At 57.3% G+C, this 14776-nt stretch carries 10 protein-coding genes; 7 read left to right on the top strand and 3 right to left on the bottom strand.

What is annotated here, in order from left to right; all coding sequences use genetic code 11:
* Positions 1-334 precede the first annotated feature (334 nt).
* On the top strand, positions 335-1630 hold the full coding sequence (locus tag AC19YS_RS05870) for a hypothetical protein (protein ID WP_481860958.1): 1296 nt from the start codon (positions 335-337) through the stop codon (positions 1628-1630).
* Positions 1620-2792: a hypothetical protein gene (locus AC19YS_RS05865; RefSeq protein WP_481860957.1), complete on the top strand. Its 1173-nt coding sequence runs from the start codon at positions 1620-1622 to the stop codon at positions 2790-2792. The genes AC19YS_RS05870 and AC19YS_RS05865 overlap by 11 nt, the downstream gene beginning before the upstream one ends.
* 156 nt (positions 2793-2948) lie before the next feature.
* Here the strand turns inward: AC19YS_RS05865 and AC19YS_RS05860 are convergent, their stop codons facing one another.
* Positions 2949-4781, bottom strand: coding sequence for a DUF6538 domain-containing protein (locus AC19YS_RS05860; protein ID WP_500601164.1), 1833 nt, complete (start codon positions 4779-4781; stop codon positions 2949-2951).
* Between the two features lie 557 nt (positions 4782-5338).
* Between AC19YS_RS05860 and gabD the strand changes: the two genes are divergently transcribed.
* The 3 genes from gabD to AC19YS_RS05845 all read left to right on the top strand — a co-directional run bounded on the left by gabD (position 5339) and on the right by AC19YS_RS05845 (position 9581).
* On the top strand, positions 5339-6781 hold the full coding sequence (gabD, locus tag AC19YS_RS05855; RefSeq protein WP_124416146.1) for an NADP-dependent succinate-semialdehyde dehydrogenase: 1443 nt from the start codon (positions 5339-5341) through the stop codon (positions 6779-6781).
* A gap of 180 nt (positions 6782-6961) precedes the next feature.
* On the top strand, positions 6962-8239 hold the full coding sequence (gene gabT, locus AC19YS_RS05850) for a 4-aminobutyrate--2-oxoglutarate transaminase (protein WP_500601163.1): 1278 nt from the start codon (positions 6962-6964) through the stop codon (positions 8237-8239).
* A gap of 139 nt (positions 8240-8378) precedes the next feature.
* The gene (locus AC19YS_RS05845) at positions 8379-9581 is read left to right on the top strand and encodes an HDOD domain-containing protein (protein WP_500601161.1); all 1203 of its coding nucleotides are present in this window, start codon (positions 8379-8381) and stop codon (positions 9579-9581) included.
* Positions 9582-9634: 53 nt separating this feature from the next.
* Here the strand turns inward: AC19YS_RS05845 and AC19YS_RS05840 are convergent, their stop codons facing one another.
* A complete protein-coding gene (locus AC19YS_RS05840; protein WP_106577352.1) occupies positions 9635-10636 on the bottom strand; it encodes a sensor domain-containing diguanylate cyclase in 1002 nt (333 codons plus the stop codon).
* A 326-nt stretch (positions 10637-10962) separates the two neighbouring features.
* Complete coding sequence (gene desA, locus AC19YS_RS05835) at positions 10963-12147, bottom strand: delta-9 fatty acid desaturase DesA (protein ID WP_124416149.1); 1185 nt, start codon at positions 12145-12147, stop codon at positions 10963-10965.
* 165 nt (positions 12148-12312) lie between these two features.
* On the opposite strand from desA, the gene dibA reads away from it, so the two are divergent.
* Entirely contained in the window at positions 12313-14223 is a 1911-nt protein-coding gene (gene dibA, locus AC19YS_RS05830) for a phosphodiesterase DibA (protein ID WP_500601159.1), read from the top strand.
* A gap of 303 nt (positions 14224-14526) precedes the next feature.
* The gene (oscA, locus tag AC19YS_RS05825; protein ID WP_003170956.1) at positions 14527-14709 is read left to right on the top strand and encodes a sulfur starvation response protein OscA; all 183 of its coding nucleotides are present in this window, start codon (positions 14527-14529) and stop codon (positions 14707-14709) included.
* The last annotated feature ends 67 nt before the right edge of the window (positions 14710-14776 follow it).

The following is a 14776-nucleotide window of genomic DNA, read 5'->3' as shown; positions in this document are numbered from 1 at the left end:
ATCATATAGCTATTCACGAGAGTTATTTGATAGATGGCGACAAATGGTCGGCTGACTATCAAACCTGTCTACTTTTTTGATAGTGATGGGGGCTGCTCTGGCGCAGGAAGAATGCTTGCTTGAGCTTTAGGGGCTGGCGCACAGCTTGTGGTGTATTTCAAAATTTTTTATGGCTAAAGGCTATGTCTCTTGACCAAAGCTATCGATTTGAGGTTAGTGCTTCAGTGCGTTCAAGGTAGAGAGCGCTACAGCACCAGCAGGGAATTGGGCTGCGCAAGCCGATATCGCCGTTGGAAATTCTAGGAAGAAAGTGGATACAAAGACTGGAGCAATTATGGATCGTGAAATTATCGGCCGACGCTCGCAAGACGTGCAGTCAGGCTTGCGTGATGTTTCGGATTTGCGCGTTTCGGCTACGATACCGGTCACGCGGCAGATCGGTATGGCTGCGCAGCTTGCGGTACACATTCGTGGTTTGGATACGATAGAAAACATCGTTGGCTTCCATCATTTTTGCAGCAACCTCGGGATTACCTCTGACTCGTTGCCTACCGTACTGGGGACGTTGGAGCAGATCGGGTGGATTCGCGTTGTGCCGAACGTGTTTGCCCCGAAGCGAATCGAGGAAAATATTCCTTTCTTTCAAGAACTCTATGGCTTGCTTGGAGAGCAATGGAGCGCGCGTAAGCCTGGCGAGCTGGAACAGGCGACCATGGCAATCATCGACCGACTGACGGTCGCTCCCGTGCCGCTCGAAACGCTAGCGTCTGAACTCGGATTAAAACCCATCGACATTCAGACGGTTATAGATATTGGTGATCTTGGCGGTTATCTAAGGCAGTATGACTCGCCCAAGGACAAAATTCCTATTTTGTATGCACCTCTGTTCACTGAAGAAAACCCCGAAACGCTGTTGAATTTTATCGCCAAAAATCCAGGCAGCCACAGCGCGATAGAGTCAGTTTTTCAAGCCGCTAGATCTCATCCGGGCGCGCCAATTAGTGCGTTAGAGCAAAGTAACCCTTTAGTTCTTGAGCTGGTGAATGAAAATATACTTCGAGCGCCTGCGATCATCTCTTCAGGTGGCGCACAGTCTTTCGCATTTGCACCCTACAAGACTACGCAGCCGCGAGCGATTCTTGAAAAAGCTCGGATTATATTAGCGTGTGTTCGTTACGGTGAAGGCTATTCATCCATCACCCAAATAGCAGATCCAAGTGCGATTCTGAAAGGATTACGAGACCGTAAGATGATTGGTCGGACACCGCATTCCAATATTCAGTCTCAATATGCAGCGGCGGCGAATATGGGTGTTGGTTGGATTGAGCCTGAGGGGGGCCGTTTTCGCTTCAGACTATATGACACCGAGGATAATCTCGCTGCGGTTGATTTGGCTATCGCGATGTGTGCGGGTCGGAGTGAGGATGTTGCGTCTTCGTTACTTTTACCTAATGAAGTAAGACAGCATTTTTCGCGATCTGAACCAGGCGGATTATTACTGCCTGAAGCAAATAGGGTTCGGGCACGCGGTGTGATTGCAACTCGTAAACTCGATCCAAATACGCAAACCGCCGCCAGACTCGGGCGCGCATTACTCGACGACTTGCGAGGAATTCATCGTGTCATCTAATGATAAAGATCATTCCTATAAGCTTTTAGGTAAGCGGATGGCATGGGCACTAGGTTATGTGCCATTGATCAACGTTCCAGTCACCCTGCCAGCGGATACGAGCTCCCGAGCTGGAACAGATCTGACCGATGCGGACGTTTTTGGCTTTCGTTTCAGTGCAAGCGGCAGCGTCTCTCGGCTGCTCATTGACTGCAAAACTACCAGTGGTCGCGCGGTTGATCGCGTGTTGTGGGTGAAAGGGCTGCAAAGTGTATTGCACGTCGAGGAACTCTACCTCTTTAAAAAGAAAATCCCTAACAGTGCTCGTTGGCTAGCCCATGAACTGACAGTGAACTGTGTTGATGAAGCAGAGCTTAACGAGCTCGATGCCAGGCTAGGACTGAGTCGTCTGAAGGGGCCATATTTTGACGGCACGGGTTATAAAAGTATTGAATCACTGCTGGCTTTCTCGAAGGGCAGCGAGTATCGCGCCTTAACCCAGTTCCTTACTACTGGTATTTGGATGCTAAAGCCAGCTAGCAGGGTTTTGACTTTGCTGAGCGTGGGGTATCAAAAAAATCTATACCAGAAGCTAAGACCCGATGATCCGGCGCATACATGCCTAGTTCTGTTGGCAGCAAGAGCGCTTGCGATAAGCCTCGGCCTTCTAGTCAGTAATATGAATGTCGTGGATGTGTTGAGAGTTGAGGAGCGATTGCGCGAAGAGCTTCACGGGGGCGCCGAATCGCTTGCACAGAAAGAACGCTTTGCTTCTGCGATTCAACGCTTGACCGGCGAAAGTGATGATCAGGCGCTTGATCACAAAGACTTCTCAAGTCTTCTCGAGGAGGTAAACCGGCTTCTAATTAGGCGTTATGCTCTTAACGACGCAATCCGAATCACTGATCTTGCATTGCACTACTTTGCGGCTGGTGCCGGGACACTACCTCGCCATTTGAGTGGTAGTGACTCTAAACTTTCTGCAAAGATGGCATCAGATATTCTGGCTCTGTTCGTGAAAAGCAATTCTCTTGATATCGGGTTCTCTCGAGCGATTATCGGATTGTTAGCATCCGCTCAGGATACTACGTCTGATCAAAGCGAGGAGCAGCGTTTCGATGGTCCGGCAAAGGGGGAGCAGTTTTCCTTACTGTCACCATTGCCTCCGCTAGAAGACCGATAGTACGGTGGGGCCCAGATTTTCTAGGCCCCACCAGCTGCATTCATATCTAATTATTCTGGATCCTTCTAATTAAGGCCTTGTTCCGCACGGTTCTGCTCAATTTTTCTGAGCCATCCCTTACCGGGTGAGGGAGAGCCATGGAATAGCCCGCTCAAATTAAGCTGTCCGTTCGCTCTGGTTAAGCTTGTAAGCATCTCGATGCCGTTGAATAGAGGGCTTGAGTTTGTATCCAAGGCGCGCTTGAAAGTCCTCGTATGTGACGGCAGCGAGATCGACAGGTATGACCAAGCTTTCCAAAACTTCCTGCTTCTTCGATTGGCTAAACCCATTGCCGTACTTAGCCACTTGACCTTCTTTGCCTCTTGAGTGCCCCGTGAGGTCGGGCAGTACGAGATATGCCTCTCCCCCAGCTTCACGGGCAAGATCAGTGAATGTGTGGCGAAAGCTATGAAAGTTTTTCCGGTCGGTCTTGCCGTCAGCATCTCTTTCGCGAATGCCGCATTTAAAAAAGTATCCGGATGCTGGTGTGCTCGGGCTAGGGAAGCGGCAGAAGAAATGAGTGGCATTGCTACCCCACCCTTTTTTTAGGTTGTAGGTCAGGCCGTCTGAGAACAACTTCTCGCGCCCTTCCTTGGCCGCTTGTTCTACAAAGGTGAGAAAGCCCATGCGAATAAGCTCACTGTGGATGGGTAAAATTCGTCGGCTGGACTGATTCTTCAATGACTTCGGAAGTGGCCGGTCCAATTCGTCATCCATCATGCTGATTGTCCAGATGCCTTCAGGCTCTTTTTTGCATACGTCCTCGGTGTCGAGCTGGCAGAGCTCGTTCAGACGCCCTCCGGTATAAAGCCCCAATACAGGAAGCCAAAACTGGTATGGGAATACAGCGTTGCTTTTTTCGAGCTCGCTGCCCGTATACAGGTAGCCGGAGAATATCGCTTGGAGGTCAGTCTTCGTGAACGCCTTCTCTACTGGCTTTTTCCCAGGCGGGTTGCGATCCGGAGCCGACCTTTCCGGGGTGTCTGGGTGAATTTTTGTTAGTCCTTTTTTAAAAGCAAATTCATGGAGCACGCCAAGACGAATGATGAGCTTATCGATTGTGCCTGCTTCGATGCGCCGATCTCCGTCTTTAGCCAGGATCGTATCTTTCGGCGAGTCCGGAGAGGGTAGCTTGCTGCCTCGGTTTGGCCGAACATCAAAAATTTCAGAATAGATGCGCTCGAAGTCTTCAACCGTGAACTGATTTATCGGTTTGCTGGCGCTTAAGATGTTCAGCCGACAAGCATGACCTTGCTCATCCTCTTTTGTCCGTTCGCTTTTCTTGCGACCTCTCGACAGTCTCGCGAGCGTTTCCCAGTGTTGCTGCCATAGCTCGTACAAGGTGGGGCCATCCGGTTGAGATGGTTCCTTATTGACGGAAGTAGTCAGTACTGGGGGATCATAGAGATGCAGCGCTATGCGCTCTATAAGCTTAGGTAGGAGCTTTTGGAATTGACGGATAGGAAGGCCGTGACCCTCCTCATATAAGCGCTCTGCTAGCTTCTGCTGGCTCGTGGGTATAGCCCGCCCCGCATGCCCGGTAAGAGCTTGCGCGATGATGGTCCGGCGTTGATTGTCTTCATGCTCTTGCCACTCCTCATCAGTGAGGACTGATTTGAACGACGGGGCGGGTTCAGCCTGGCTTGAGTCGGTACTCCAGAGACCTAATTCATCAACCTTCCCCATTTCTTTGAGGAACACTTCGTAATCATCGTCGGTTGCTTGGTAATCGTCGTGGTCAACCACTGCGAGCGTCCTATCAAAAATAGCTTCATAGCGTGCAGCGTATTGCCGAGCACGGCGAAGCGCTAGTCGTTGGCTATCTGTTTTTAGGGAGCGTCTAATTTCTCGTTGAGAGCCAAATGCTGAACGCAAAGGCTTCGGAACTACCAGTCTAAAGTAGTACGTTCCGTGACGATTGATAGTGAGGTATGAGGGGATGGCTGGCATTGCTGGCACCTTTGCGATGCCCCACCTAAAAGCACTTCACAGCGCCCCACCAGCTTTGCAGACCCTTTAGTTGAAGGAAAAGCTAGTTCCAACAAGCGTTTAGCTGAGCTGGATTAGATGGCGGGATTCGAACCCACGACCCCTGCCTTCGGAGGGCAGTACTCTATCCAGCTGAGCTACGGATGCTTGTGCGGGCGACATCATACCCATGTCGTCCTTGGGCGTCCATGCCGGTCTTTGGCCGTTTGTGGGTAGGAATTGGCTGCACAGAGGCCCTGCGCCGGGCGCCGGTGGTCGATGGGGTGGAACGCGGCCGAATCACGCTGATCAGAAAGATTCGGCAAATGCGCCGTTTTCGTTCTTTTTTTCGAACAGACTATTGCCCTGTACCCCCATTGATCCTAGGATTCGTTTGAGATTTCAAACGCTCTGTCTCCCGTGCGCTCTTTCACTCTTGCCGCGCGCTGGGGCTGATTTCCCTGACGGCAGCCCACAAGGCGCCTTTCAACAACTCTAATTCGCTCCGCGTGCGCGCGGTGCTGTTAAGGAAAGCCGACATGCAGCTCAAAGATACCCAGTTGTTCCGCCAACAAGCCTTTATCGATGGTGCTTGGGTCGATGCGGACAACGGTCAAACCATCAAGGTCAACAACCCGGCCACGGGCGAAATTCTCGGCACCGTGCCGAAGATGGGCGCCGCCGAAACCCGCCGCGCCATCGAAGCCGCCGACAAGGCGCTGCCGGCCTGGCGTGCACTGACCGCCAAGGAGCGCGCCAACAAGCTGCGCCGTTGGTTCGAGCTGCTGATCGAAAACCAGGACGATCTCGGTCGCCTGATGACCCTGGAACAAGGCAAGCCGCTGGCCGAAGCCAAGGGCGAAATCGTCTACGCCGCTTCCTTTATCGAGTGGTTCGCCGAAGAAGCCAAGCGCATCTACGGTGATGTGATTCCCGGCCATCAGCCCGACAAGCGCCTGATCGTGATCAAGCAGCCCATTGGCGTGACCGCTGCAATCACCCCGTGGAACTTCCCGGCCGCGATGATCACCCGTAAAGCCGGCCCGGCCCTGGCCGCCGGTTGCACCATGGTGATCAAGCCGGCTTCGCAAACGCCGTTCTCGGCGCTGGCCCTGGTTGAGCTGGCGCACCGCGCCGGTATCCCTAAAGGCGTGCTCAGCGTGGTCACCGGCAGTGCCGGCGACATCGGCGGCGAGCTGACCAGCAACCCGATCGTGCGTAAATTGTCCTTCACCGGCTCCACCGAAATCGGTCGCCAGCTGATGGCCGAATGCGCCAAGGACATCAAGAAGGTCTCGCTGGAACTGGGCGGCAACGCGCCGTTTATTGTGTTCGACGACGCGGACCTGGATAAGGCCGTCGAAGGCGCGATCATTTCCAAATACCGCAACAACGGCCAGACCTGCGTCTGCGCCAACCGCCTGTACATCCAGGATTCGGTGTACGACGCGTTCGCCGAGAAACTCAAAGTGGCCGTGGCCAAACTCAAGATCGGCAACGGTCTTGAAGAAGGCACCACCACCGGCCCGCTAATCGATGAAAAAGCCGTGGCCAAGGTTCAGGAGCACATCGCTGATGCCCTGAGCAAAGGCGCCAAGCTGCTGGCCGGTGGCAAGGTGATGGAAGGCAACTTCTTCGAGCCGACCATTCTGGTCGACGTGCCGAAAAATGCCGCCGTGGCGAAGGAAGAAACCTTCGGCCCATTGGCGCCGTTGTTCCGCTTCAAAGACGAAGCCGAAGTGATCGCGATGTCCAACGACACCGAGTTTGGCCTGGCTTCCTATTTCTACGCCCGCGACCTGGGCCGTGTGTTCCGTGTGGCTGAAGCCCTGGAATACGGCATGGTCGGCGTCAACACCGGGTTGATCTCCAACGAAGTGGCGCCGTTTGGCGGCATCAAGGCGTCGGGCCTGGGCCGTGAAGGCTCCAAGTACGGGATCGAGGATTACCTGGAAATCAAATACCTCTGCCTGGGCATCTGACCGGCAAGAGCTTGCGGCAAACGCAGAGGGCACGAGAGCGCTGACCCTTTGCGTGTTTCACACCGTTATTCGTAGTGGCCGGGAAAGCTGTGGCAGTCGATCATCGCATGCTGCCGTAGTTGCCTCCCCGCCACGTATTCCTTGGACCACGCCACCCGATGAGTGGCGAATGAGGACTTTATGAGCAAGACCAACGCATCCCTGATGAAACGCCGCGAAGCCGCTGTACCGCGCGGTGTTGGCCAGATTCACCCGATCTTCGCCGAATCCGCGAAGAACGCCACCGTGACCGACGTTGAAGGTCGTGAGTTCATCGACTTCGCCGGCGGTATCGCTGTGCTGAACACCGGCCACGTGCACCCGAAAATCATCGCCGCCGTGACCGAGCAACTGAACAAGCTGACCCACACCTGCTTCCAGGTTCTGGCCTACGAGCCTTACGTGGAACTGTGCGAAAAAATCAACGCCAAGGTGCCAGGCGACTTCGCCAAGAAAACCCTGCTGGTCACCACCGGTTCCGAAGCGGTTGAAAACGCCGTGAAGATCGCGCGTGCCGCCACGGGCCGCGCCGGCGTGATCGCCTTCACCGGCGCTTACCACGGCCGCACCATGATGACCCTGGGCCTCACCGGCAAAGTCGTGCCGTACTCGGCCGGCATGGGCCTGATGCCAGGCGGCGTGTTCCGCGCGCTGTTCCCGAACGAACTGCACGGTGTGAGCGATGACGACGCCATCGCCAGCATCGAACGCATCTTCAAAAACGATGCCGAGCCGCGTGATATCGCTGCCATCATCATCGAGCCGGTGCAGGGCGAAGGCGGTTTCTACGTCGCGCCTAAATCCTTCATGAAGCGCCTGCGCGAACTGTGCGACAAGCACGGCATCCTGCTGATCGCAGACGAAGTGCAAACCGGTGCCGGCCGTACCGGTACGTTCTTCGCCATGGAACAGATGGGCGTCGCCGCCGACCTCACCACCTTCGCCAAATCCATTGCTGGCGGCTTCCCGTTGGCCGGTGTGTGCGGCAAGGCGGAATACATGGACGCCATCGCCCCAGGCGGCCTGGGCGGCACCTATGCCGGTAGCCCGATCGCATGCGCCGCTGCGTTGGCGGTGATGGAAGTGTTTGAAGAAGAGCACCTGCTGGACCGCTGCAAGGCTGTCGGCGAGCGCCTGGTGACTGGCCTCAAAGCCATTCAAGCCAAGTACCCGGTAATCGGTGAAGTGCGTACCCTGGGCGCGATGATTGCGGTCGAGCTGTTCGAAGGTGGCGACAGCCACAAGCCGAACGCTGCAGCCGTCGCCTCCGTGGTGGCCAAGGCGCGTGACAAGGGCCTGATCCTGCTGTCCTGCGGCACCTACGGTAACGTATTGCGCGTACTGGTCCCGCTGACCTCGCCGGACGAGCAGTTGGACAAGGGCTTGGCGATCATCGAAGAGTGTTTCTCCGAGCTGTAAGCGGAACCTGATTTGATCGACAGAAAAAACCCGCCTCGGCGGGTTTTTTTGTGCCCGATGCAGCACATTCAGGCCTTGTTCATTGTACGTAGGCAGCGTGATTGTCTAAGGTTGCAGCATTGCCGATGGAGCGTGCTGGATGACTGCTGTTGATTTACCGGCTGTACCCCGAGTGTTGATTGCCGAGGCGGACCCTTGGTCGCGGGATCTGCTCAAGCAAGTGCTGTTGAATGTGCGCTGCGACGCACGGCTGGATGTGTGTGCTGATGGGCAGCAAGCAGCCATGCTGTTGCGAGAAAAAACCTACGACCTGATTCTCGCGGATTGGGAGTTGCCCGGCGTCGATGGCCTGAGCCTGCTGCGCAGCGTGCGCCAGAAGCGCCGTTCGCTGCCCTTCATTCTGTTGAGCAGTCGCAATGACAGCGCCAGCGTGCGCGAAGCCTTGCCCCTGGCGCCGACGGCGTACCTGACCAAACCACTGAACATGGAAGGCCTGACCCAGCGCCTGCAAGACCTGCTGCTCAACGAAGGCGAAAGCGTGTACTGCGAAATTGCGCCGCTGGCGCCGGGCATGACGTTGCCGGTGTTCCTGGAGCGCCGCCGCGAAGCCTCTGACGGCGCGCCGTTGCGAGTGGATGTGAAAAACGCCGTGGCGCACAGCCTCACGCCGGATGGCCTGGACCTCGAACGCCTGGAAGACCAGGTGCGCATGGACCCGCAAATAACGGCCGTATTGATCGCCGCCGCCAACAGCGCCGGTCATCACGGCACGCCGGTGCAAACCCTGTCGGCCGCGCTGCACACACTGGCGGCCGGGCAGAGCATGAACCTGATTCTGGGCCTGGCCCTCAAGCACAACGTGGTGCTGGGCGACCCGGCGCTGGTGGCCTATGCCGAGCGCCACTGGCAACTGTCCCAAGACACTGCCGACTATGCCCGCCGCCTGGCGCGCATGCTGGAGCTGGACCACGAGCGCTGCTACAGCGCCGGCATCCTGCACCGGTTGGGCGACTTGGCGTTATTGCGTTGCCTGGAAGACTGGCGCCAGGGCGGCGGGGCGTTGGATGACGAAGCCATTGGCGAGTCTCTGGATACCTACGGTGCGGCCTATGGGTCGGCATTGCGCACACGTTGGCGCTTGCCGTTGGAGCTACGCCAGTTGATCGCGTCGATTTATTCACTCGAAGGTGGGGTATATTCGCGAGAATCGCTGGTGATGAACCTGGCGGCGCAGATGGCGCGCTTGACCGAGCGTGAAGGGTTGGAAGAGCTGGCCAGCAGCAAAACGGCGCGCTTGCTGAGGGTCGGGTTGTCGGAGTTGACTCGGGTACGCAAGGCCTAGCCAGCAACGGGGCCGCGTGTGGGAGCCAGACCGCTCCCATCGTTTGAGTGGCGTTAACTCGCTATGACGCGATTCTTGCCTTGGCGTTTGGCCTCGTACATTGCCGCATCAGCGCGCGCAAACAGGCCGTCCAGAGACGCATCTTCTTCGCGCAGGGTGGCCAGGCCCTGGCTGACGGTGACGGTGAATTGCCGCCCTTCGTAGCTGAAACTCAGCGCCTGGATTTCCTTGCCCAATCGCTCGGCCACTTGCAACGCCATGTGCGGCGCACAACCGGGCAGCACGGCGGCGAATTCTTCGCCACCGATGCGCCCGAACAGGTCGCCACGGCGCAGTACGCTGCGACCGCTCTCGGCGATACGCCGCAACACCTGATCGCCCTCCAGGTGGCCGTAACTGTCATTGACCTCTTTGAAGTCGTCAATGTCCAGCAACAGGAACGCCAGCGGTGTGCCCTGAGCGCAAGCGCTGTCGAAGGCCAGGTTGGCGCATTCGAAAAAGTGCCTGCGATTGCTGCTCTGGGTCAGTACGTCGGTGGTGGCGAGTCGGTGCAGTTCCAACTCCATTTGTTTCTTTTCGGTGATGTCTTCGGCCATGCCGACCACGATCACCGGCTTGCCGGGCTCGACCTGCTGGTTGATATAGCATTTATCGCTCAGCCAGCGAATCTGCCCGTCGGCGGTAATGATGCGGTACTCGCGGTCCTCCACGGCGCCTTGCTCCAACACGCGGGCGAGGCTGTATTCAGCGTAATCGAGGTCTTCGGGGTGAATGCTGTTGCGCCATTCTCGGTGGTCGGCCAATAGCAGACCGGCCGAACGGCCAAACACTCGCTCGTAGGCCGGGCTCACGTACAGCACTTGGCGCGTTTCCCAATCGATGGCCCACAGCACGGCATTCACGCTGACCAGCAGTGAGCTGAGCAGTTGCTCGCGCTCACTCAGCCGCTCGACTTCACCCTGGGCGTGCATGAGCGCCAACAAGGTTGCCGCCGCAGCCGGGCGGGCAGGCTCAGCTGTGGGGGCATCGGGCAAGTAAGGCTTTTCGTGGACCATCGGTACAACTCTCTCTGGGCGCGCCGCAGGATGGAGCAGCGGTCACTACAAGGGGTCACCATGATGGCGAAGTGTTCTTTGAGAGAGGGGAATTGCGGTGAAGTTCCGTGAACAGCCTGACTAAGAAATGACGTCAGAAACCGGTTGAAGGCCGATTTTCGTGGTGAATAGGTTGGTTTTAGTGATTAGTTTTACGGTGGCGAGGATGCCCCTTGTGGCGAGGGGCTTGCCATGGCGAGCAGGTTTGCCACAGCAAGCCCGCCTGTCAGGGCCAACCCCGCCGCCTTCGGCCAGCCCGCTCGTACGAGCGGGCTGTGAATGCCTGATCAGACCGTTGCAGGACGCAGCGAGTAGGTCTTCAGTTGGTGGGCAAAATCGCGCAGGGACTGAATGCCGCTGGCCTCGGCCTCGTGCACCCATTCCTTGATCGCTGCCAGCATGTCGTGGCCATTGGAACTGGTTTTTAGCCAGATCTGCTGCAGCGCCAGGCGCTTCTCGTAGATCACGGTGAGCGCATGGCTGTGTTCCAGCAGGCTCTGGATGCGCACGTGGTGGCGGTCATCGAGCAAGCTGGTTTCACGCGACAGCAGGCGTTTGGCCCGGTGGAACTGGTGACGCACCGAGTGATCGACCTTTTCCAGCTCTTGCTTGACCAGCGGGCCGATCACCAACTTGCGGTATTGGGCCATGATCTGGAAGCGGTTGTTGAGGATCGCCATGGCGGTGTCCATGTCCAGATGGCCTTTGCCTTCGACACGGTGGGCGATGGGGGCAACGCGCTGCACCTTGGCCAGGCGCAGGAAGCTGAAGACTTTGATCCACGCCCAACCCAGGTCGAACTCCCACTTCTTCACCGACAGCTTGGCCGAATTGGGGTAGGTGTGGTGATTGTTGTGCAGCTCTTCGCCGCCGACGATGATGCCCCACGGCACCAGGTTGGTCGCCGCGTCACGGCATTCGAAGTTGCGATAGCCCACGGCATGCCCCAGGCCGTTGATCACGCCGGCAGCCCAGAACGGAATCCACATCATCTGGATCGCCCAGATGGTGATGCCGATGGTGCCGAACAGCAGCAGGTCGATGACGCCCATGATCGCCACGCCCAGCAGCGGGTAAGGCGTATAGATTTTGCGCTCGATCCAGTCGTCCGGGCAGTTCTTGCCGTAGATGCGCAGGGTCTCCGGGTTTTCGGCTTCGGCGCGGTACAGCTCGGCGCCTTTGCGCAACACGGTGGACAGGCCTTTGACGACCGGGCTGTGCGGGTCGTCGACGGTTTCGCATTTGGCGTGGTGTTTGCGGTGGATGGCGGTCCACTCGCGGGTGTTCTGCGCCGTGGTCAGCCACAGCCAGAAGCGGAAGAAGTGTTTCAGGCCGGCATTGAGCTCCAGGGAGCGATGGGCTGAATAGCGGTGCAGATAAACCGTGACCCCAACGATGGTCACGTGGGTCATCAACAGAGTGACTGCCACCAGTTGCCAGGCTGACAAGTCAAGAAAACCGTTGTACCACATAGGCTGTATGGCCCTCAGATAAAGAAAAAAGCAGCTCACGCATTATCACTAAGCCTACAGAGAAAACCAGCCGCCCTTTCAGATAGAAGTGACTGGATGTTTCTTATTCTATAATCCGCAGCCTTTGTAGGGCGATTTTGTTTTTTGGTAAGGATTACTGACCATATGCTGTTTTCATACCGAGGTGCCCTGCGTGTGGGGCTGGTATACCTGCTGGTTTCCATTGCGTGGCTCCAGCTCAGCCATCATCTATTGATCGACTTTCTCGATGACCCTTGGGAATTGGAGCGCTGGCTGCAGGTGCGCGGCTATGTCTGGGTGGGGCTCAGCGCGCTGACCCTGTCGCTGATTTGCGCCCGTTTTGCCCGTGCTCATCAGCTGCAGCAGCCGCTGAAAGAAAACCGCGAGCGCCTGCGCCAGGCGGCTGCCGTGTTCGATTGCACCCGCGAAGGCGTGCTGGTCACCGACGCCCAGGGGCTGATCGTGCACGTCAATCGGGCGTTTATCGAGATCACCGGCTATCGCCGCGAAGATGTCATGGGCGAGCGACCAAGCTTGTTCAAGTCCGGGCGCCATTCGTCGAATTTTTATCAACAGATGTTCCGGACCCTGGAACGCACCGGCGAATGGAGCGGCGAAATCTGGAACCGGCGCAAAAGCGGCGAAATTTATCCGCAGTGGCAAACCATCCGCGTCATCCAGGATGACCAAGGCAAGGTCAGCCATTACGTCGCGGTGTTTTCCGATATCAGCGCAATCAAGGATTCCGAACACGAACTGGCGCACCTGGCCCATCACGACCCGCTCACCGACCTGCCCAATCGCCTGCTGTTCACCGACCGCGCCGAGCAGGCGCTGGCCTCGGCGCAAGCGCACAAACGCGGCTGTGCCTTGCTGTTGCTGGACCTGGACCACTTCAAGATCATCAACGACAGCCTCGGCCATAACGTCGGCGACCAGTTGCTCAAAGCGGTCGGCGAGCGGCTCAAGGGCCTGTTCGGCCCCGGCGTGACCCTGGCACGCCTGGGCGGCGACGAGTTCGCCGTGCTCGCCGAAAGTTGTCCACAGGTGGTGCAGGCCGCCGCGCTGGCCCAGCGCATGCTCGATGCGATGAAGCAACCGTTCATCTTTGACGGCCATCAACTGTTTATCAGCGCCAGCATCGGTATCAGCCTGTTCCCCAGCGATGCCCTGAGCGCCCAGCAGTTGCTGCGCAATGCCGATTCCGCGCTGTTCAAGGCCAAGAGTGCCGGGCGCGAAAGCTACGCGCTGTACACCGAAGAGCTGACCGCCCATGCACAGAACCGCGTGGAAATCGCCAGCGAACTGCGCCGCGCCCTCGACCAGCACGAGCTGCGCGTGTATTACCAGCCGGTGCACCACCTGCAGGGCAGCCGCCTGATCGGCGTCGAAGCGCTGGTGCGTTGGCAGCATCCGGAGCGCGGTCTGGTGCCACCCGGCGATTTCATCCCCATCGCCGAACGTACCGGGCTGATTGCCGACATCGACGCCTGGGTCATGGACCAGGCCTGCCGCCAGATGTGCCAATGGCTGGCCGATGGCGCGCCGTTGAGTTTTATCGCGGTGAATGTCTCCAGCCGGCTGTTTGCCCGGCGCGAGCTGTACGAGCAAGTCGCCCAGGTGCTGCACGCCACCGGCCTCGATCCGGCGTTTCTTGAGTTGGAGGTCACCGAAAGCGCGGTAATGGACGATCCGGAAGTTGCCCTTGAGCAGCTGCACCGCCTGCGAGAGCTGGGCTTGCGCCTGGCCATCGACGACTTTGGCACCGGCTATTCGTCACTGCTGCGCCTCAAGCGCCTGCCGGTGCAGAAGCTCAAGATCGACCAGGGTTTTGTCGCCGGGCTGCCATGGGATGAGGACGATGCGGCGATTGTGCGCGTGGTGATCGCCCTGGCGAAAAGCATGGGCATGCAGGTGCACGCCGAAGGCATAGAGCAAGTGGAACAGGCGCGGTTCTTGTTGGAGCAGGCATGCGATATGGGGCAGGGGTACTGGTTTGGGCGGCCGATGCCGGCACAGGAGATTGATTGGCAGCGGGCACCTGCTATCCGATAGGCAAAACTCGGTCAATGTGGGAGCCGGGCTTGCCCGCGATGAGGGCCTTTGAGGCGAAATATTTCGTACCTGACACACCTCCATCGCGGGCAAGCCCGGCTCCCACAGGGTTAAGCAGCGCCGGGGTATCAGTATTTTCATTACCAAAACCTTCGCAACCCCACGTCCTGCCAGAAAATTCTTTCTGGTTATATAAACATTCTTAAATAGTATTTTTAAGAATATCCGCGCTTATCTACTATCGCCCTCACGCCGCAAGCAGTGCCGCCACTGCCAGGCACTATTCATTTCAGGAGCGAGACCATGAGCGCATCTCTACGTAGCGTCGACGGCCAGGACGAAGCAGCCATTTTGCGTGAGATCCAGAGCGCCTTGCGCGACCTGCGGTTTGGCGCGGTGGAGATCACTGTGCATAACGCCCAAGTGGTCCAGATCGAACGCAAGGAAAAATTCCGTTTGCAGAACCCGGGTAACAAACCGAGCTGAGCAACAACGGCGATTCGCATGCTAGACCCGCAACTATAAGAAAAAGCCAACACCCCAGAATTTCAGG

This window comes from Pseudomonas sp. MF08831, assembly GCF_059862645.1.
Note: the sequence above shows the minus strand (reverse complement) of the source record. Positions and strands in the feature narration are given on the sequence as shown.